Origin of the sequence: Pelolinea submarina (assembly GCF_003966975.1) — a bacterium.
Taxonomy (GTDB): domain Bacteria; phylum Chloroflexota; class Anaerolineae; order Anaerolineales; family Anaerolineaceae; genus Pelolinea; species Pelolinea submarina.
The window spans coordinates 3,246,735-3,264,893 of record NZ_AP018437.1; the positions used below are offsets into that span (position 1 = coordinate 3,246,735).

The window sequence follows — 18,159 nt, forward strand, 5'->3', positions numbered from 1 at the left end:
TCTTCCCCTAGAGAATGCTCTGCGATCCCTTCAGGGAAAGGGAGCTGCGTCAATCGAAAATCACAGAACTGAGACGCAGCATCTGTGTGTATCGTCTATAGAATTTAATCTTTTTTATCTGTGTCTATCTGCGGCAAATAAACACTAGTTATCCAGATACCTCGCAAAGAAATCAACCGTGCGCTGGATAAAGAGCGGGTCGGCATCACCATTGCGGATAAAGGTATGGGGTTGATCCTCATAAAAATAGCATTCATAATCCCGTCCGGCAGCTTCCAGGTCGGCGCATAACTTGCGCGACCACTGCGGATCGATAACCTCGTCCAGTTCGCCATGATGCACGCTGAATGCCGCCGTGTCGCTGTCCAGGTTATACACATCAAAACCGGCCGACTCATTGGTATAGCGCTGGCTGACCGCGCCGTACAGCACGGCCGCCTTGATTTCCGGCACGAGATTGACTACGCGCAGTGCAATACCGCCACCGATACTGTGGCCCCAAATACCCATGCGGCTCATGTCCGCGTTCTTGAAAATACCGTCCTGCCCGGCCATCTGGCGCACGTAGGCCAGCAAATTCATCACATCCACCGTATAACCGGCCAGGTAATCGCGCGTGCGCCCGGGTGAGTCAGAAGGCGGAAAGTTGCGCATATTGGGATGCAGCACAATATAGCCTTTGCGCGCAATGGAATCCGCGTAGCGCGTGGAGTAATCCAGGGTCTCATAATCGCTGGCCGGAATATAACCGTGCAGCGCAATAATCACCGGGAAAGGGCCATTGCCCTTGGGGATATTGACATAGCCGTGGATATTGAGGCCGTCGCTGTCGTAAGTAATGTAATAGCGCGTGAATTCATCCTTATCCTGCCAGGCATATTCCACACGCAACTCTCCTTGCCCGTATTCACGGTTGGCTAACGCTTCCAATGAGTATGGACTGAGCGATTCCACCGTAGGCGCCAGCTGCGGGGCTGCCTGCGTCTCAGCAGCAATGGTCAGCTCTTGCGCTTCCGCACTGGCCGCTGCCGCGGCAGGGATTTGGGGAGAACACGCCGTCAGGAAAACCAGCAGCATGAAAATTGTTTTACTTTTGAGATTCATTGCCATGTACCTTGCTTTTCACCAATTCAATTGTTTTATGATTTTTATTATTAAAACATACCAAATAGTAAAAAATTGGGCCGGTGGCCCAATTTTATAAATCTCTAAGATAAGCATTCGCAAGAAGAAAAGACTAATCGCCCAAACAGGTACCCACCCGTCGGGCAGTGTCCACCCAAATATGGTCCGTGGGGACAGTACGCAACTTATTCACCACGCTCTTCAGCGGCACCGGCTTCATTTCCTGGCCTTTCACCGCTACCATCGCGCCATTTACGCCTTCGGAGATCAAGGCAGCCGCCGCGCCGCCCAACTGTGAACCCAGCAGACGGTCGCGTGCGGAAGGCGTACCGCCGCGCTGGACATAACCTAAAATGGTCACGCGCGCTTCCAAACCGGTCAGCGTTTCCAAATCCTGCGCCAGGCGCATGGTCTTTCCTGATTGTCCAGCATAAAAGGCTTCCAAGGCTTCTTTGGCTTTGGTTTTTTCCTTTTTGTTTTCGGCCAGAGTAATTTCTTCTTTTAGCTCATTTTCATGTTTGTGGTCATGGATAGACATGGCGCCTTCCGAAACCGCAACGATACTGAAGTGCTTTCCGCTGCGGCTGCGCTCCATAATGGCCTGTGCGATATTGTCCGGGTCAAAAGGAATTTCCGGAATAAGGATTACATCCGCACCTCCGGCCACTCCGGCGCCCAGCGCCAACCAGCCGGCGTTATGGCCCATGACCTCCACGATGATAATGCGGTGATGGCTGTGGGCCGTGCTGTGCAAGCGGTCGATAGCGTCCGTAGCAATTCCCAATGCGGTGTCAAAACCCAGGGTCACATCCGTGTTGGCGATGTCATTGTCAATCGTCTTTGGCAGGGTCAGAACATTCAACCCTTTTTCCATCAGGCTGAAAGCATTCTTTTGCGTTCCGCCGCCGCCCATACATACCAATACATCCAGGTGATGCTTGTTATACGTCTCAACCATCGCATCGCGCATATCCTGGTATTTACCGCCAACGATCATCTTGCGCGGCTTATCGCGGCTGGTGCCCAGGATGGTGCCGCCCAAAGTCAGAATGCCCGACAACGCCGACTCATCCAAGAGGATGCAGCGGTCCTGCAGCAGTCCGCGGAAACCGTCATAAAAACCAACCAGTTGCAGGTCGTAGCGGTATTCCGCTGATTTGCCCAAGCCGCGCAGGGCTGCGTTCAGACCAGGTGTATCCCCGCCGGCAGTCAAAACCCCTACATTAATGGTCATAGTATCGCTCCATTCCGAATATTTTCTCGCTCTTTTTATGATTATAGATGAAAAATTAACCTGAAACCACACCAGCCCTGATGCTACAATAAAACTATCGTGCAATTCGACAATTCAAGGAGGAAAAAATGTCAGATTTACCCGATGGTTTAGACGACAGTGCCATGACCGCAGCAGTGGCCTGGGAAATCGTAAATTATGCTTACCTGCGCACGGCTTACTTTAGTGAAAAACCGAGTGACGAAGTGTTCGTAAGGCTCACTAACGCATTTATCCGCGCCCGGCAAGCTATCTATCACGGCAAATTGCTGGAGAATTCCGATCAGGAGATATAAAAAAATGCGGCCGTTTGGCCGCATTTTCCTTTTTTTTGAATTAAAGTTGTGACAGATAGTCGTTAATGGACTGCGCAGCCTGTCTGCCGGCGCCCATGGCCGAGATGACGGTAGCGCCGCCAGTGACGATATCGCCGCCGGCGAAGACGCCCGCTTTATCTGTCTGCAGCGATTCGGGATTAACTTCCAGCGTACCGCGGCGCGTGAATTGCAATTCAGGCGTATCCCGCAGCAGCGGGTTGGAACCATTACCAATGGCAATTACAGTCAGGTCAAGGTCAAGCGTAAATTCAGAACCTTCAATCGGCAGCGGCCTGCGCCGTCCGCTCGCATCCGGTTCGCCCAATTCCATACGCTGCAAGCGCACGCCTTTCAGCCAACCTTCACCGTTATCCAGGAATTCCAGCGGGGCAGCCAGGAAAGTGAATTTGACACCCTCTTCCTTGGCATGTTCCACTTCTTCGTGCCGGGCGGGCATTTCTTCTTCCGAACGGCGGTAGATGATGTGTACTTCTTTTGCTCCCAAGCGCAGGGAAGTGCGGGCTGAATCCAGCGCGGTGTTGCCCGCTCCGAAAACCGCCACAACCTTATCCTTGAAATTAAAGATAGGCGTTACAGACTGATCCTGGTAAGCTTTCATCAGGTTGACGCGCGTGAGCAGCTCGTTGGAGGAATAGATGCCGATCAGTTCTTCGCCCGGAATACCCAGGAAATTAGGCAGACCAGCGCCCGCGCCGATGAAAACGGCGTCATAACCTTGTTCGTCAAACAATTCATTGATGGTCAAAGTTTTGCCGATGACCACATTTTTCTCAAATTTCACACCCAAACGGCGCAGCACGTCCACTTCATACGCAACGATGGATTTAGGCAGACGAAATTCCGGGATGCCGTAGATCAACACGCCGCCGAAAGCATGCAACGCTTCGTAGACTGTCACCTCGTGTCCGAAGCGGATCAGGTCGCCCGCGCAAGCCAGCGAAGACGGGCCGGATCCGATCAGGGCTACCTTCTTGCCGGTGGGAGCTGGTTTCTCGCCCTGCGGGCGCGCGGCGCGGTCGGCCGCGGTGCTGTCCGCGGTAAAACGTTCCAGGCTGCCGATGGCTACCGGGTTGCCTTTTTTTCCCAACACGCAGCGGGATTCGCAGAATTTTTCCTGCGGGCAAACCCGCCCGCAAACTGCGGGGAGCAGGTTATCCTGTAAAATAGCATCCGCGGCGCCCAGCATATTGCCGGCCAGGATCTGGTCGATAAAATCGGGGATGTGCACGTGCACCGGGCAGCCCTGGCTGCAGGGCGCATCTTTGCATTGCAAGCAGCGCTGGGCTTCTTCTCGGGCTAATTCAGAGCTGAAACCCTGATTGACTTCATTGAAATTGGAGACACGCTTCTGCGGTGCCTGCGCCGGCATGGTATGGCGCTGAATCTGCATGCGGTCTTTGAGCGGCAGCGGGTTATTGGTCATGCTGCACCGTCTCAATTTCCGCCTCGAGCTTGCAGGCATGTTCCTTCTCTTGCTCAATACCGCGGTAGGCGTTGTTGCGCCGCATCAGGCTGTCAAAATCCACCTGGTGCGCGTCAAACTCCGGCCCATCCACGCATACGAATACAATTTTTCCGCCCACCAGCGCGCGGCAGCCGCCGCACATGCCAATACCGTCCACCATTATAGGATTCAGGCTGACCACCGTGGGGGTGTTGTGTTCACGGGTAATATCGGAGATAAAGCGCATCATGGGCAGCGGTCCGGCTGCGATCACGCGATCAATTTTTTCACCGCGCGCATACAAGCCCTTCAACTGTTCTGTAACAAAACCTTTTACGCCATAAGAACCATCATCGGTAGCCATAATCAGCTCGTCGGAAATTTCGCGCAAATCATCTTCCAGGATGACAAAGCTCTGATCGCGAGCGCCGCTGATGGTAATAATACGATTGCCGGCTTCCTTGAGGGACTGCGCAACCGCAAAGGCCACCGCCGTACCCACGCCGCCGCCTACAATCACGACCGTGCCGTAGTTCTCAATTTCCGAGGATTTTCCCAGAGGGCCCAGCAAATCCGCCACCGTCTGCCCTTTTTCCAGGGCACACAATTGGCGCGTGGAAAGCCCTATTGCTTTTACAATCAGGGTGATAGTTCCGGCTTGCGGATCTGTTTTCATGATGGTCAATGGAACCCGTTCACTGGTCTCCAGCGGCCTCAAGACAATAAATTGCCCGGCTTTGAACTTCTTAGCGATCAAAGGAGCTTCGATTTCCAACCGGTAAATATCCGGCGCTATTTTGGTTTTGTCTTTTATCTCAAACATAGTTTTTAACTCGCACAAGTATAAACGATAATTTTCCCTTCTAAAAATTCTTAAACTTTCCCGGCCTGCACCAGGCGGGCGAAATGTTCAAAAGAACGGTCGTAGGTGCTTTCCGCATCGGGCGGAAAAACACATGCCGGTAATTCGCGGCTGCGTAGATGAAAGCTGATGCACTCGCAGCATACACCCTTACGTGAACAGGGTTCATAGCTGCAATTGCAGTGGGTTAGATTTGAGGTTTTTTTGCATTCCATGAAAGGTCTCCTGAACAGGATTTTGGCACTGAAATTGCATTATACTCGTAAGTCCATCGAATTTATTGTAAGATTGTAGTATAGAACTTCTGAAAACATGATGAAAACCGAAAAAGAGCCCGAATACACAACTTTTATCCAACAAGCTCGGCAAGCCTTTTCTCAGGGAAAAGAGGAGCGCGCGAGAGAATTAGCGCTGCTCGCGATAGCCGATCCGGCACAGGAGGAACAAGCCTGGTTAATCCTGGCTTCCCTCAGTGAACCGCCGCAGGCGATGGCTTATATCGAAAACGCCCTTAAAGTCAATCCGGACAGCCAGGCAGCGCGCAAAGCCATCCGGCTGGTTTACAGTCAAATGGCATCCGGGTCAAGAGCGCAATCGCAGCCCCCGGCCGCCTTGCCCATCCGACCGCTGGATGATACCGCACCCATCCCCATTCCCAACGATGCAGACATCGTGAATCTCAATGAGGAAGAATTTCCATTAACTGAGACCCCGCAAACGGAAGGTGAAGAGACTCCTGAAGAACAAGGTATTGAAGCATCCCACGAAGCCATAAAGGACGCCGAAGGAAATCTGGAAGAGATTCCAGAACCGATAGCGATGGAAGAAGCGGAAGCGGAAGAAGTAGAACCTCCTTCTACAACAATTAATAAAAAAGCTTTTCGAAAAAAACTGCGCCGGCGAACCAATCCCAAAGCGGAAGAACTGCCTCAAGAAACCCCTACCCCGGCAGAGAATGTATCCGAACCAAAATCACCACGAAAGAAATTCAGGATGATTCGGAAGCCAATTCCGGAGGCGGAGATTGAACCGATTGAGGACGCAGATAGTGTTGAAGCTGTTGAAATTTTCGAGAAGATAGAAACCGGGGAAACGGCCGCTGCCGAAGCAATCCAAGAGGAAAATCCTTCGGATAAACCGGTACCACAGTCAGTGGATACACCCCCCGTGCCCGAAGCAGAATCAGAGCCTGAAATGCCGGTGGAAACACAAAAGCCTGTTGAAAAGAGCGAAGCTCCCGAGGAACAGCCCGAAGAAATACAAGCGGCAGCTCCCGCCCCTTCTCCTGTATCTGTTCCCAGCGAACCTCAATTGGAACAACCGGTTGAAGTGCTGCCACCCGCGGAAGCAGAATCCACGCCAAGCCAGGCGGAACAACAACCCGCCCAAACTGCTGGTAGGGAATTGACCGGCGTGAAAATGGCTCGTAAGGTCGCGGTTAATAAACCAGACCAGGATTCACGAATGGTGCCGGATTATGCCATTAATGGGGTAGACAAGCAAAATAACAAAACAGATCCCGCCAATGTGGATACCATCGAACTAATCCTGATCTCCATTGCGGCCATTCTGATGCCGCTTCTGGTTTTCTTATACTTCTACCTGACTAAATAAGATAATCTTTTAATGAAGAAGTTCCTCTATTTCACCCTCATATTTTCATTATTACTCGTCGCAATTACAGCCTGCCAAAAAATCGACCAGATAATACTGAACTTCGGCGGCGGTGTTTCCACCCCCGAATACGCCGCTACACCTGAGCGGGTTTACAGCACACCGCTGCCGCCTTTTACTCCGCTGCAATTCGCCTGGTTTTACAAACCGCCCCAACAAGCAAACGATTTGGGCGCCGTGGCAGCCAACTTTTCCATGCTGATCCTGACCCGCAATGATGAACGTGAACGCCAAAGCCTGCGGGACATGGGCAGCAGCGCCCCGGTACTGCAATACCTGCGTTTTGAGGCAGTTATGGATCCAGACAGCTGTACTGCCAAGCCTTACCAGAACCAGGTCGCGCACCTTGAAGGAGATTTCTGCCAGCTGCAGGAACAGCATCCCGACTGGTTCCTGCGCGATATTAACGGCAACGTAATCCGTTACGACCAATCTCAATACGTGGTGATGGACCCCGGCAGCGAAGGCTGGCGCGCATACTTTCTTGAAAAGGTGCGCGGTTTTCAAAACGACGCCGGTTGGGCGGGTATTTTCCTGGACAACGTTGACGGAAGCTTGGGGCGTTTCGATAAGATGAACCTGATGCTGGCCGATTACCCCAACGATGACAGCTATCAAGCCGCTGTCAAGGACTTTCTGGCCTATTTGCGCAGTAATTACTTTGCCGGTTCGGGCAAACTGCTGTATGCCAATATTCCTTACATCGAAAATGAAAGCGCCTGGCTGGATTATTTGACCAACCTGGACGGGGCTATGCTGGAAGCTTTCGCGGCGGATTGGCAAAACGGCTATCTATCCGAGGAAGACTGGCAGCACCAGCTGGACCTGGCGGAAAAGACCCAGGCACAGGGTAAGGGCATCATCCTGGTCACTCAGGGAGACATCAACGACGTCGAGCGTATGCAGTTTGGGCTGGCATCCTTTCTGCTGGTCAACAACGGCCGCGCATATTTTCGCTACAGCAACGACCAGGCATACCGGGAATTATGGTGGTACCCGCAATTCGAAAGTAACCTTGGGCAGCCGCTGGGATCGCGTTATCAGGAAGGCGATCTATGGCGGCGAGATTTTGAGCGTGGAACTGTCAGCGTGGATCCCGGAAAACACAGTGCCGTTATCCAGGTAAACTAATCCTCTTCTTCCACCAGTAAGCTTCTGGCCTTCATCAGGATAAAAACCGTCCAAAAAAGATAGCCCCCCAATTTTGCGGCTTCCTCCAGCATTTTCATACTGCTGGTTATGGTAGCGCTGAGAGATACTTTATCGGTGAGAAGGTCGCTGGCCATTGATGCCCCGAACAAGAGGAATGAAATCACCAAGAAGACAATTGGGCCGGAGAGAATACCTTTGCGGTTGATGAAAAACAATGTGGCAAATACCAACCCGTAGGCCAGGAAAATCCTGCGTTCCCCAATTTGGAACCAACCGGTAAAAACGCGTTCATGCATGAGGAAAAGGTCATCAAATAAAAGAAAGAGGCTGACACCAGCCAGAAAAACCAATGCCATAAATATCTGATGGTCACCCTGGTTTAAGTCTTTCTTTTTTACAACTGCCAGAAGCAATACAGCGCCAATACCGGCAGCCAGAACCACCGCACCAATGGGTGTCAGGAAACCGATGAATTGGTCATACCCCAACAGGGAAGCTGCATCCTCCAACATGTATTCAATCGGGAGCGCCCGTAAAGAACTAATTCCCCAGGTGATTAACAAAATGGTATTTAATACCAGGATGGTAATCAAAATTATCTTGCCGTAATATTTAAATTGTTTCGCAAAATTAATATTCATGAAATTAACTCCGGCTATAATGGAAATCATGGAACATTCGCTGGATTTCCTTATTAATCATTATATTCTCACATTTGTCCACTCAATGGAAGCCGCATACAATAGCAGCCACGAGAAAATCAACGATGTGATCGTTTTTTATTATGGCGATGAATTTGCCAACTCCCCATATGAAATGATCCCTTACCAATCCATCATTTTCGCCTGGGATAAAACACCCGAGGAGATCGCCGAGATTGCGCGATCATATCCGTTCAAGGGTGACGGTTCCTATGGGATAGAAGCTTTCCATAAGAACATGGATCCGCAGAAGTTCAAACTGCGCTATCAACCTCTGGGCTTTGAGTATTTCCTGCCCAGTATTCTGCAGATGGCAAATTTACCTGCAAAACTCGATGCACCCGGCATTCCGGTTATACAAGTCAGCCAGCCCGACCAGGCGAATTTCATCAACCAAACCTTTGCAGAATGCAAACCCTTCCCGGAGAAACTGGCCAACGCCGAAGACTGTACGGCTTTCTATGCAGAAATTGACGGGCAAGCCGCGGGATGGGGATATCTGGTGCACCAGACGCCGCACATGGCATACCTGGCAGGCATGTTCACATCTCCGAAATTTCGGCACATGGGTGTGGCCACTTCGTTACTGGCCCATATGCATCAATTTGCCGAACAAAATAATATCCGGAATATTCAATTGGTACCCTCATTCATGGCTTGGAATTTCTATACAAAGCGCGGTTATCAGACGATTGCTCACTTCTCCGCTTTCCTGCCTGTAGAAAAGATGAACGCCCGCAGCCATTGAGCTGTTAGTTCATATAGGGATATTTTTTCCAGCCGTTTAAACACAGCCAACCAGCCGGTGTATGCTGTCCCCAGGGGAAGTTCTTCCAAAATGCACTCACCGGTTTCAAAATATAAGCCGTCGTCCTGTTTTCCACTAACCTTCTTATCAGCCCGTATTTGCAGCGTATCAATCTGCGCAGGCGAAATACGCAGCCCGCTGCCAAGCGCTTTCAGCAAAGCTTCTTTTGCGCTCCAATAGCAGTAGAACGCTTCCGTCTGGTGTGCAGCATCCAGCTCTTCCCATTTTTTTATTTCCTGAGGCGCCAGATATTTTTTTGCCATGGCAGCCAATTCCGGCAGGGGATCGATGTATTCCACATCCACCCCCACCTCCATCTCACGGCCGCAGGCAATCAGGCACAGCCCGTTCGTGTGAGAAATATTGAATGCCAGCGCGTGCTGATGGCCATCCTCTTCCAGCCGTGGTTTCCCATAACCATCCTCATGGATATGCACGTGCTCCGGCTCTTCAGCGCTTAATGCGGAGAGAAGCAGGTGCAGCACACCCCGGCAGATAATAAATTCCTGTCGATTTTCCTGGCCGGTAAGGCGCTCCAGACGCTTCATCTCATGGGCCGAAAGGTATTTCTCGAAACGATCCGTAAAGGGCAGCAGATTCCGGGGAGAAAATTTCCAGACGGATACCTCATCCGGCGCCAATACTGGCAATGATTCAGGCCGGGACCATGTTTGCGGCAGAAAATAATTTTGATGTTTTTCCACAATCGTCTATTTTTCTGCCTTTTCCAGCGCTTCGCGCAGCTCACCCGCCAGGCTGGCTACGTTAGGTTCCAATAGAATGGAGCTGTGGTTGCCGTCACAGTTATACACATCCAATTGGCCATTTGTTAATTTGCGCCAATAAGGTTCGGGATGAACAATCTCGCTCCACTCGCGCTGACGGGCTTTGAACAGAGTCACCCTGCCGGGATAAGGATTTGCGATATAAGCCCGCAGCGCTTCCGCGTTGGCCAATTCCACCTTTTGGAAAGCCGGCGGTTTACGCAGCCAACGTTCGTGATCCTCCCGTTGCTGTGGATTGATATATTTCTCTCTCTTGATAAAAGCTGTAAAGCGGTTCTTTACAAATTTGATGATTTTGGTAAAATACTCCAACTTTTTAGGCCAGCTTAAATTGAACCATTTGCGGGTGACAAACCCGAAACGTTCCACCTGGTCCAGCATGAGCATGGCCCGGCCGGGCTGTAATTCTGGCGGCATATTTTCCACCACAACCGTGTCAAACATCGCCAACATCGCGACTTTTTCGCCCGCCGCAGCCAGCTGTTGAGCGATCTCATAAGCCACCGTACCGCCAAATGAATACCCGCCGAGATAGTAAGGGCCTTTGGGCTGGATTTCACGGATCTCTTTCAGGTAAAAAGCCGCCATATCCTCCACTCGCCGGAAGGGTTCAACCACACCGCCCAATCCCTGCGAACGCACCCCGTAAATCGGACGGTCGCTGTCTTGCAGGTAAACAACCAAACGCCGGTAGCTGAGAATATCCCCGCCCACCGCATGAACCAGGAACAGCGGGGGTTGGCTGCCGCCCGATTTCAGACCCACAACTGATTTCCAGGATGGCTTCCATCCGGCGGAAGTGATGGTTTCAGCCAATTCACGGATAGTCGGTTTCTCCAGCAGCGTTACCAGGGGAATCGGTACTTTGAATTGACTTTCAATCTCAGTCATCATGCGGGCAGCCAGCAGGGAATGCCCGCCAATATCAAAGAAATTGTCGGTTACACCAATAGCCTGCCTGCCCAATGCCTCCTGCCAGATGACCAGCATTTTTTCTTCCGTTATGTTCCGGGGAGATTCCACCTTATCGGCCGTGATACCATGCGTCCAATCCGGATCCGGCAGGCCATTCTTGTCAATCTTGCGGCTGGGCGTGAGCGGGAACTCCGCCATCACCGTGTAAAAAGCCGGCAGCATATATTTAGGCAGGCGCGTCGACAAAAACGCGCGCAGCGCTTTTTCATCCAAAGCTGCGCCCTGGTCCATCACCAGATACGCCAATAATTGTTCGGTCCCGGAAGGATCCGCACGCTTCAACACCACTGCGTCAGATATACCGGCATATTGCAGCAGCGCCGCCTCAATTTCTCCCGGCTCCACACGAAAACCGCGGATCTTGATTTGTTCGTCGCTGCGTCCCAGGTATTCCAACGAACCGTCCGGACGCCACAGCACCAGATCGCCGGATTTATACATGCGAGCAGGCGCGTCCTGAACAAAGGGGTCCGGTAGAAAACGTTCGGCTGTCAATTCCGTCAAATTCAGGTATTCCCTTGCCAGACAGTCCCCGCCAATGTACAACTCGCCTGCCACGCCGGGCGGCACCCGCCGGCGTGCTTCGTCCAGGACATACAGGTTGACATTGTCAACGGCCTTGCCGATGGTGACTTCCCTTTGGCTGTACTGGTTCCTTTCCTGTGGGGTCAATCGCATGCGGGTTGCCACGCAGGTCGTCTCGGTCAACCCATAAGTATTATCCAAATGGACATTATCCAAACCCAGGTTATGCCAGGTAGTCAGGTGTGAAGGCGAAACCCGCTCCCCGCCGATGATGACCAGCCGGATGTCGGGCGGGAAGGGTTCAGCGGATTTATCCAAATAAAGGACCAATTCATGCCAAAAAGCGGTTGGTAAATCCAGCATGGTAATTTCCCATTCCCGGCAGCGCTGCAGGAAATGCGGCAGGGAATCGAGCATATCCGGGGTGCGCATCACCAGGGCAGCTCCGCTGGAAAGCGCCGGGTAGATCTCCTCTTCCGAAGTGTCAAAATTAAGAGATGCGAATTGCAGCACGTGGTCTTTTGAGTTTACGCCGTAATAACGTTGGGTAGACAGGACAAAGTTAACCAGCGGACGGTGTTCGACCAGCACACCTTTCGGTTTGCCGGAGGAGCCTGATGTATAGATACAATAAGCCAGGTTATCAGCCTCTACGGGGATATCCGGATTGTCATCTGCTTCAGCCGAAATCCGTTCCTGCCAATCCTTTAAATGGAAGATGTGTTTCGCATCGAAAGGTAAGCGCTGGGCCTGCAAATCCGTGATCATCAGGACCGGCTTGGCATCCGCGAGAATATATTCGAGATGCTCCGAAGGGTAATCCGGGTCAAGCGGCAGGTAAGCACCGCCAGCTTTAAGCACCGCCAGCATTGCCACCAGCATGTCCGGTGATTTCGGCAGACTAATACCCACCAAATCTTCCCGTTGCAATCCCTGGCTTAACAAGACCCTTGCCAATTGATTCGCGCGGCGGTTCAATTCGTCATAGGTATAAGTCGTTTCTTCCATGCACAGCGCCAACGCCTGCGGAGTTCTTTTTACTTGATCTTCGATCAGCCGGTGGATCGGGATATCCTGCGGATAGGGCACGCGCGCGCCATTCCAGCGTTCCAGCTGCTCTTTTTCGGAAGGCGTCAACAAATCCAACTGCGCCACGTTTTGAACGGGATCTTGCAGACAAGTTTCCAGCGCCAGCTGGAAATGATGCATGAGCTGTTCAATTGTCTCTTTAAGATAGATATCGGTGTTGTACTCAAAACCAAATTGGATACCCGTATCCGTGCGGTTAAACTCCACATTTAAATCATACGTAACCGTACCCACATCAAAATTGAAGTAATCCACATGTAGATTACTGGGTTGCATGCTCGAACGCGGGACATTCACAAAATTGAACACCACTCCAAAAAGGGTGCGCTGGCTGCTGTCGCGCCCGGCTTTGGTGAGTTCGATCACTTTCTCGATGGGTACTTCCTGATGCTCTTGGGCCTCATTGACGGTAGTTTTCGTCCGCCGCACCAATTCTAGGAAATCCACATCTCCGCTCAAGTCTGCTTGCAGCACCACTCCGTTGATGAAGGGTCCCATAATTGTCTGGACCTGCGTGTACGGCCGGTTGGCGAAGAAAGAACCGATATGCATGACATTCTGATGCGTGTGGCGGTTCAGCGCCAGAGCGAAAGCGGAGAGCAGCACAGAAAAGGGCGTGGCTTGCTGTTCCCGGCTGAACTCCTGCAGGTTTTCCAGCGTCCGGCCTTCCAGGGTCAACCACAGCGTGGCGGCATTCGAAGTTTTCATTGTCGGGCGCTTCTTATCCGCTGGCAGCTCAGCCACGCCGCCCCGGCCGCTCAGTTTCTCCTGCCAGTATTGGTACTGCGGCCGAATGCGCCGTTCAAATGCTTCGGACTGCTGCCAACATGCAAAATCAGCATAGCGGATCGGAGCTTGGGGCAAATCCACCGGCTCTCCCCTAGATACCTGCTCATAAATAGCCGTCAGTTCCCGCTTAAATAATTCCGCCGACCAGCCATCGATGATGACGTGATGGATAATGATTCCCAGCACATAATCTTCACGGCCTAACTGGTAAAGGGTCATGCGGTACGGAGGAGCAGAATAGATATCAATGCTCTCCAGGTTTGAATCCGTGATGCGCGTGCGCACCTCAACCAGCGGGTCTTTCTCCCGGGTGAGGTCCACATGGTAGAGGTGAGCATCCACATGGTCCAACACTTTTTGATAAGGGTTGCCATTTTCAGTATAGAAAACCGTGCGCAGGATTTCATTGCGCGCAATCAGCAATTCCAGGCTTTTACGCAGCAAATTTACATCCAGATCACCTCGCAGCCGCAGGGCAAAAGGCGAATGCGTCGAAGGATTGTCCGGCTCGCTTTGCACCAAAAACCAGGTGCGCTCCTGTGAAAAAGTCAGTGGAATCCGCTCGGTCTGTCCGCAGGCCGGGATTTCCAATTCATTGCCCGCTTCCATATTCTGCCGGCCGTCAAGTGCCTGGGCCATTTCCTGAACCGAGTTGAAAGCATAAAATTCGCTGAAGGATAGATCAATGCCGAATTGCTCATGCAGACGCGCCAGGATGCGGGCCGCCTGCAGGGAATTACCGCCCAAATCGAAGAAATTGGCCTGCATGCCAAAGGAGGTATTTTCCATCACCTCCTGGAAAATTCTCAGGATGTCCCGTTCAAAATCCGAAGATGGTTCGGCTTTTTCAACAGGCAATTCAAGCGCGGCCTGCATTAACTGTTGGCGGTCAATCTTCCCGTTACGGGTAAGCGGAAATTCTTTCAGGTGTACCAGCGTGCGCGGCAGCATATAAGCGGGCAGCTCACGACGCAAAAATGTTTTAATCTCCAACTGGTCCAGTTGGCCGCCGTCCCGGGTAGTATAGTATGCCGCAATAGCGCGGCAGCCCTGCTCCGGCTGCACCAGCAGAGCCAGAGCACGCTGCACTTGCGGGAAACGCAGGAGAGCTGCTTCAATCTCTCCCAGTTCGATGCGGTATCCGCTCAATTTGACTTGCTGGTCGCGGCGGCCGATGAATTCCAGGTTGCCGTCCGGCAATTCGCGGGCGTAATCCCCGCTGCGGAAACAACAACCGCCCCCTTTTACAAAGTAGTTGGGGATAAATTTTTCATCTGTTAATCGCGCATCATGATAATACCCGCGCCCCACGCCCACGCCGCAGATGACCAGCTCGCCTTCCTCTCCCGGATGTACTTCGCGCAATTGGTCGTCCACCAAATGAATTTGGTTGCCCGCCACAGCCTTGCCAATGGGAGTGCGCCGCTGGGGATCGTGCGCGCCTACAAATGGATAGAACGTAGCGCAGATGGTCGTTTCCGTCGGCCCGTAACCATTGATAATACGCAGCCGCGGCACAGCCGCCTGAAAATTCGCCAAAGTCTGCTGGGGAATCGGTTCCACCCCTACCAGCAGTCTTTCCAAAGCAGAAGGTCGCTTTTGCACTGCTATTTCTTGGATGAAATCGTCCAGAATCAGCGGCGGCAGGTAAGCGCTGGTGATGCCCTGTTCGCTGTAATATGCCGCCAATTCAGGCACCATTTCAGGGTGATCGATCAAGTGCAGGGTGCCGCCGAAGCATAAAACAGAAAATATCTCCCAGACAGAGACGTCAAAACCGATGGAAACCAGCGCGGAACCGATCAGGGGTTCCGGGCGCGGCGCCACCTGATCAAAACCCCGCAGCATGGACAGCACATTGCGCTGTTCGATCATAACGCCCTTGGGCATTCCGGTGGAACCGGAAGTGTACATGACATAAGCCAGCTGCGCTTCCTCTACGTCGACCGTCTTGGACTGGCCTTCCTTCCCTTTGCGGAGAAGTTCCGATACAGAAAGCACATCGACTTTGCCATCCGCTTTGAAAGCCAACCCATCCGTCAATACCAGCCTTAAGCCGGCTTCCCGAATGACTGTGCGGCTGCGCGCCAACGGCCAGTCCGCCGGTAAAGGCACATAAGCGCCGCCGGCTAATAAGATGCCCAACATGGCCGTAACGCTTTCTACCGTACGCAACCCGTGAATGCCCACCAACTGCTCGGGGGCCAATTCGCCATCCCGCAGAAGATAAGCCGCCAGTCTGCCCGCGTTTTCTGCCAATTCGGCGTACGTCACCCTCCGGCCATTATGCGCCAGCGCGCAGCGTTTTGGGTGCAGGGCTGCCTGTTCCATAAAGAGATGCGTCAGTGTGTTGCCCTTCATATTCCCGCCTTGAAATAATCATCTGTGTATTTTCGCAATGCTTTTCCCACCGCGTTCCAGTTATAGCGCTCCTGCGCCAGCCGCCAACTCTGCCGTCCAAACTGCGCACGTCTTTCTTCACTCTCCAGCAGTTTTTCAAGGGCTTCCGCCAGCGCATCATCGTCACCTGCCTGTACCAGATAACCGTTGCGGCCATCCGTTACCATATCCGGCAGCGCCCCAATGCGCGCCGCTACAATCGGCAGCGCGTGCGCCATGGCTTCCACAAAGACAACCCCGAAAGGCTCATTTCGGCTGGGCATGCAGAAGATGGTAGCGTTTTGATAATAGCGATTCAGGTCTTCCACGGATACGCGTCCAACTACTGTAATACCCGGATGGTCAATGGACACCTGGCTGCCAACGATGGTCAGTGTGGCATCCGGAAAATGTTCATATACCTGCCTGAAAGCATCCACCAACTGCGGTCCGCCCTTGCGCTGCCAATCCAGACCCACGAACAGGATGGCCCGTGCGCGGTAATCCTTACCCTTCGGATCCAACGACGGCAGGGGTGTATTGGCCCCGGCATAAATACAACGCACCCTGGATTCCGGCACGCCGTATTGTTCTGTCAGTGAATTGGAGATATTGCTGCTGCGCGTGAAAATACGGTCGGCGTGCATATAAATGCTTTTTTCGCAGGCGATCCATTCCGCCGAGTAGAGGTGCACCCGGATAGCCGGCGAATATTGCAGGTTGGCCAAATGAGTGTGGTCGGTATAAATGAAATTGGGAATACCGGCCAAATGTGTATCAAAGATGGACTGCAATTGAAAAGTAAAGCGGATGTCCTCATACTGCGCGCCGATTCGTGCGGCCAATCCCTGTACATAGCGAAACAGGTATACCGTGCGAAAGAAAGCCGCTTTGAACTTTAAGCGGCCTGATAAAATATCGAATCCATACTCCCATGCCACAGCCCACAGGTTTCTCAGTAAAACGCATTTGTCGGCTTTGACCCGTTCCCACAGGGTAATGACTTCCAGCGCATCCTCAGGGTAACTATCACGCAGCATCCTTTCCACACTACCCGCGATGGGCGGGTCACCCCAGATGCGGAAATGGAGAATCTTCTTAACCGGCACGCGTGTCCTCCCTCGGCAGGAAAGGTTGGATATGCGTCTTCATCTTCTCGGCAACCTTATCCCAGGTATAACGCTCTCTCGCCAGCTGATAACCAAATTTACCAAACTTACGGCATTTTCCGGGGTCGTCCAACAGACGCGATAACGCATTTGTCAAAGCCGGGACATCACCCGGTGAAACCATGAATCCGTTGCGGCCGTCCTCCAAAAAATCGGGGACTGCCCCGGTATTGGGCGCCACTAACGGCAGCCCATACGCCATGGCCTCCACAAAGACAATCCCGAAAGGCTCCAAGCGGGTAGGCAGGCAGAAGATGCCGGCGCGCTCATAATAAGGCGCCACCTCATCCAACGGCAGTTTGCCCACTATTTGCACATTTCGCAGCTCCACCTTGGGCGAGCAGCCCACAATGGTCAAATGCGCGTCGGGATGTTTTTCCAACACGCCCTTAAACGCCTCCACCAGATCCGGCCCGCCTTTGCGTTCCCAGGCCACGCCTACAAAAAGGATTTCCTTGGTACCGTAATCCTTGCGGTCCAAATCGATATCCCGCATGGGAATATTGCTGCCGGCGTACACCACGGCAGTTTTCTCCGCAGGGATGCCATACTGCTCCAGCAGCGATCGTTGGATGTGGCTGCTGCGCGTGAAGGTTACACAGGCATGCTGGTAAGTTTCCTTCTCCAGCGCGTGCCAGGCGGATGAATAGAGCTTGTCGCGCGTGTAATTGGGCGTGTATAAATTGGCCAGGTTGGTCGTGTCGGTGTAGATGAAGTTCGGCAAATCCGGCGTGCTGGCGTCGAAATCGGATTGGGTCTGCAGGGTAAAGAGGTAATTCCCATGCGTGACGTGCTCCCCAACCAGGCGCCGTACCTGCCGGTGCATGTACGTGGTGGCCCAAAACCTGCGCCATACTTTCCAATAGCCCAGTAAATGGCGCAGGGGGTACTCCTTGAACATATAGAAAATATTCAGCAGAAGGATACCCGGATGCTTTTTGACCATCTGTTTGATGTTCAGCAGCTCCAGGGTGTGCTTGGGGAACTGGGCTGCCAAGGCAGCCCGTACACTCTCCACATCCGGGTGATTGAATTTATAAACCAGTAAAATCTTTTGTTCTTCTGCCATAT

The 18,159-nt window shown here is 52.5% G+C and carries 14 protein-coding genes; 4 read left to right on the forward strand and 10 right to left on the reverse strand.

The window, feature by feature from the left end:
- Nucleotides 1-144: 144 nt before the first annotated feature.
- Both Pelsub_RS14350 and Pelsub_RS14355 read right to left on the reverse strand, forming a co-directional pair.
- Nucleotides 145-1,104, reverse strand: a complete 960-nt coding sequence (locus tag Pelsub_RS14350) for an alpha/beta hydrolase family protein (protein WP_158675137.1) — start codon at nt 1,102-1,104, stop codon at nt 145-147.
- A 133-nt stretch (nt 1,105-1,237) separates the two neighbouring features.
- Nucleotides 1,238-2,359, reverse strand: coding sequence for a 6-phosphofructokinase (locus tag Pelsub_RS14355; protein ID WP_116225729.1), 1,122 nt, complete (start codon nt 2,357-2,359; stop codon nt 1,238-1,240).
- Nucleotides 2,360-2,487: 128 nt separating this feature from the next.
- On the opposite strand from Pelsub_RS14355, the gene Pelsub_RS14360 reads away from it, so the two are divergent.
- A complete protein-coding gene (locus Pelsub_RS14360; RefSeq protein WP_116225730.1) occupies nt 2,488-2,694 on the forward strand; it encodes a hypothetical protein in 207 nt (68 codons plus the stop codon).
- Between the two features lie 40 nt (nt 2,695-2,734).
- Here the strand turns inward: Pelsub_RS14360 and gltA are convergent, their stop codons facing one another.
- The 3 genes from gltA to Pelsub_RS14375 are packed head-to-tail and all read right to left on the reverse strand — an operon-like array spanning nt 2,735 to nt 5,257.
- On the reverse strand, nt 2,735-4,159 hold the full coding sequence (gene gltA / locus Pelsub_RS14365; RefSeq protein WP_116225731.1) for an NADPH-dependent glutamate synthase: 1,425 nt from the start codon (nt 4,157-4,159) through the stop codon (nt 2,735-2,737).
- Nucleotides 4,149-5,003: a sulfide/dihydroorotate dehydrogenase-like FAD/NAD-binding protein gene (locus tag Pelsub_RS14370; protein WP_116225732.1), complete on the reverse strand. Its 855-nt coding sequence runs from the start codon at nt 5,001-5,003 to the stop codon at nt 4,149-4,151. The genes gltA and Pelsub_RS14370 overlap by 11 nt, the downstream gene beginning before the upstream one ends.
- A gap of 50 nt (nt 5,004-5,053) precedes the next feature.
- Nucleotides 5,054-5,257, reverse strand: coding sequence for a DUF6485 family protein (locus Pelsub_RS14375; RefSeq protein WP_116225733.1), 204 nt, complete (start codon nt 5,255-5,257; stop codon nt 5,054-5,056).
- A gap of 97 nt (nt 5,258-5,354) precedes the next feature.
- Here Pelsub_RS14375 and Pelsub_RS14380 point away from each other — a divergent pair, with 97 nt between their 5' ends.
- Both Pelsub_RS14380 and Pelsub_RS14385 read left to right on the forward strand, forming a co-directional pair.
- Nucleotides 5,355-6,656, forward strand: a complete 1,302-nt coding sequence (locus Pelsub_RS14380; RefSeq protein ID WP_126440562.1) for a tetratricopeptide repeat protein — start codon at nt 5,355-5,357, stop codon at nt 6,654-6,656.
- A gap of 12 nt (nt 6,657-6,668) precedes the next feature.
- Nucleotides 6,669-7,847, forward strand: a complete 1,179-nt coding sequence (locus Pelsub_RS14385; protein ID WP_116225735.1) for a putative glycoside hydrolase — start codon at nt 6,669-6,671, stop codon at nt 7,845-7,847.
- Here the strand turns inward: Pelsub_RS14385 and Pelsub_RS14390 are convergent.
- Nucleotides 7,844-8,509 carry a hypothetical protein gene (locus Pelsub_RS14390; protein ID WP_116225736.1) on the reverse strand — a complete coding sequence of 222 codons (666 nt, stop codon included), beginning with the start codon at nt 8,507-8,509 and terminating at the stop codon, nt 7,844-7,846. The two genes, Pelsub_RS14385 and Pelsub_RS14390, sit on opposite strands and share 4 nt — an antisense overlap.
- 85 nt (nt 8,510-8,594) lie before the next feature.
- Between Pelsub_RS14390 and Pelsub_RS14395 the strand changes: the two genes are divergently transcribed.
- Nucleotides 8,595-9,317 (forward strand): GNAT family N-acetyltransferase, encoded by a 723-nt coding sequence (locus Pelsub_RS14395; RefSeq protein WP_158675138.1) that lies wholly within the window; start codon nt 8,595-8,597, stop codon nt 9,315-9,317.
- On the opposite strand, the gene Pelsub_RS14400 is transcribed toward Pelsub_RS14395, so the two are convergent.
- From Pelsub_RS14400 to Pelsub_RS14415, 4 genes are read right to left on the reverse strand one after another with little or no spacing between them, the layout of a single operon-like run.
- The gene (locus Pelsub_RS14400; protein ID WP_116225738.1) at nt 9,266-10,081 is read right to left on the reverse strand and encodes a 4'-phosphopantetheinyl transferase family protein; all 816 of its coding nucleotides are present in this window, start codon (nt 10,079-10,081) and stop codon (nt 9,266-9,268) included. The two genes, Pelsub_RS14395 and Pelsub_RS14400, sit on opposite strands and share 52 nt — an antisense overlap.
- 6 nt (nt 10,082-10,087) lie before the next feature.
- The gene (locus Pelsub_RS14405) at nt 10,088-15,901 is read right to left on the reverse strand and encodes a non-ribosomal peptide synthetase (RefSeq protein ID WP_116225739.1); all 5,814 of its coding nucleotides are present in this window, start codon (nt 15,899-15,901) and stop codon (nt 10,088-10,090) included.
- Nucleotides 15,898-17,028, reverse strand: a complete 1,131-nt coding sequence (locus Pelsub_RS14410; protein WP_116225740.1) for a glycosyltransferase family 4 protein — start codon at nt 17,026-17,028, stop codon at nt 15,898-15,900. The genes Pelsub_RS14405 and Pelsub_RS14410 overlap by 4 nt, the downstream gene beginning before the upstream one ends.
- On the reverse strand, nt 17,018-18,157 hold the full coding sequence (locus Pelsub_RS14415; RefSeq protein WP_116225741.1) for a glycosyltransferase family 4 protein: 1,140 nt from the start codon (nt 18,155-18,157) through the stop codon (nt 17,018-17,020). The genes Pelsub_RS14410 and Pelsub_RS14415 overlap by 11 nt, the downstream gene beginning before the upstream one ends.
- Nucleotides 18,158-18,159 lie beyond the last annotated feature (2 nt).

What these genes read in the sequence shown, in the direction of transcription:
- Pelsub_RS14355 (WP_116225729.1), bottom strand. Translation starts at nt 2,359, where the DNA reads ATGACCATTAATGTAGGGGTTTTGACTGCCGGCGGGGATACACCTGGT.
- Pelsub_RS14390 (WP_116225736.1), bottom strand. Translation starts at nt 8,509, where the DNA reads ATGAATATTAATTTTGCGAAACAATTTAAATATTACGGCAAGATAATT.
- Pelsub_RS14395 (WP_158675138.1), top strand. Translation starts at nt 8,595, where the DNA reads ATGGAAGCCGCATACAATAGCAGCCACGAGAAAATCAACGATGTGATC.
- gltA (WP_116225731.1), bottom strand. Translation starts at nt 4,159, where the DNA reads ATGACCAATAACCCGCTGCCGCTCAAAGACCGCATGCAGATTCAGCGC.
- Pelsub_RS14405 (WP_116225739.1), bottom strand. Translation starts at nt 15,901, where the DNA reads ATGAAGGGCAACACACTGACGCATCTCTTTATGGAACAGGCAGCCCTG.
- Pelsub_RS14375 (WP_116225733.1), bottom strand. Translation starts at nt 5,257, where the DNA reads ATGGAATGCAAAAAAACCTCAAATCTAACCCACTGCAATTGCAGCTAT.
- Pelsub_RS14415 (WP_116225741.1), bottom strand. Translation starts at nt 18,157, where the DNA reads ATGGCAGAAGAACAAAAGATTTTACTGGTTTATAAATTCAATCACCCG.
- Pelsub_RS14385 (WP_116225735.1), top strand. Translation starts at nt 6,669, where the DNA reads ATGAAGAAGTTCCTCTATTTCACCCTCATATTTTCATTATTACTCGTC.
- Pelsub_RS14360 (WP_116225730.1), top strand. Translation starts at nt 2,488, where the DNA reads ATGTCAGATTTACCCGATGGTTTAGACGACAGTGCCATGACCGCAGCA.
- Pelsub_RS14350 (WP_158675137.1), bottom strand. Translation starts at nt 1,104, where the DNA reads ATGAATCTCAAAAGTAAAACAATTTTCATGCTGCTGGTTTTCCTGACG.
- Pelsub_RS14370 (WP_116225732.1), bottom strand. Translation starts at nt 5,003, where the DNA reads ATGTTTGAGATAAAAGACAAAACCAAAATAGCGCCGGATATTTACCGG.
- Pelsub_RS14380 (WP_126440562.1), top strand. Translation starts at nt 5,355, where the DNA reads ATGATGAAAACCGAAAAAGAGCCCGAATACACAACTTTTATCCAACAA.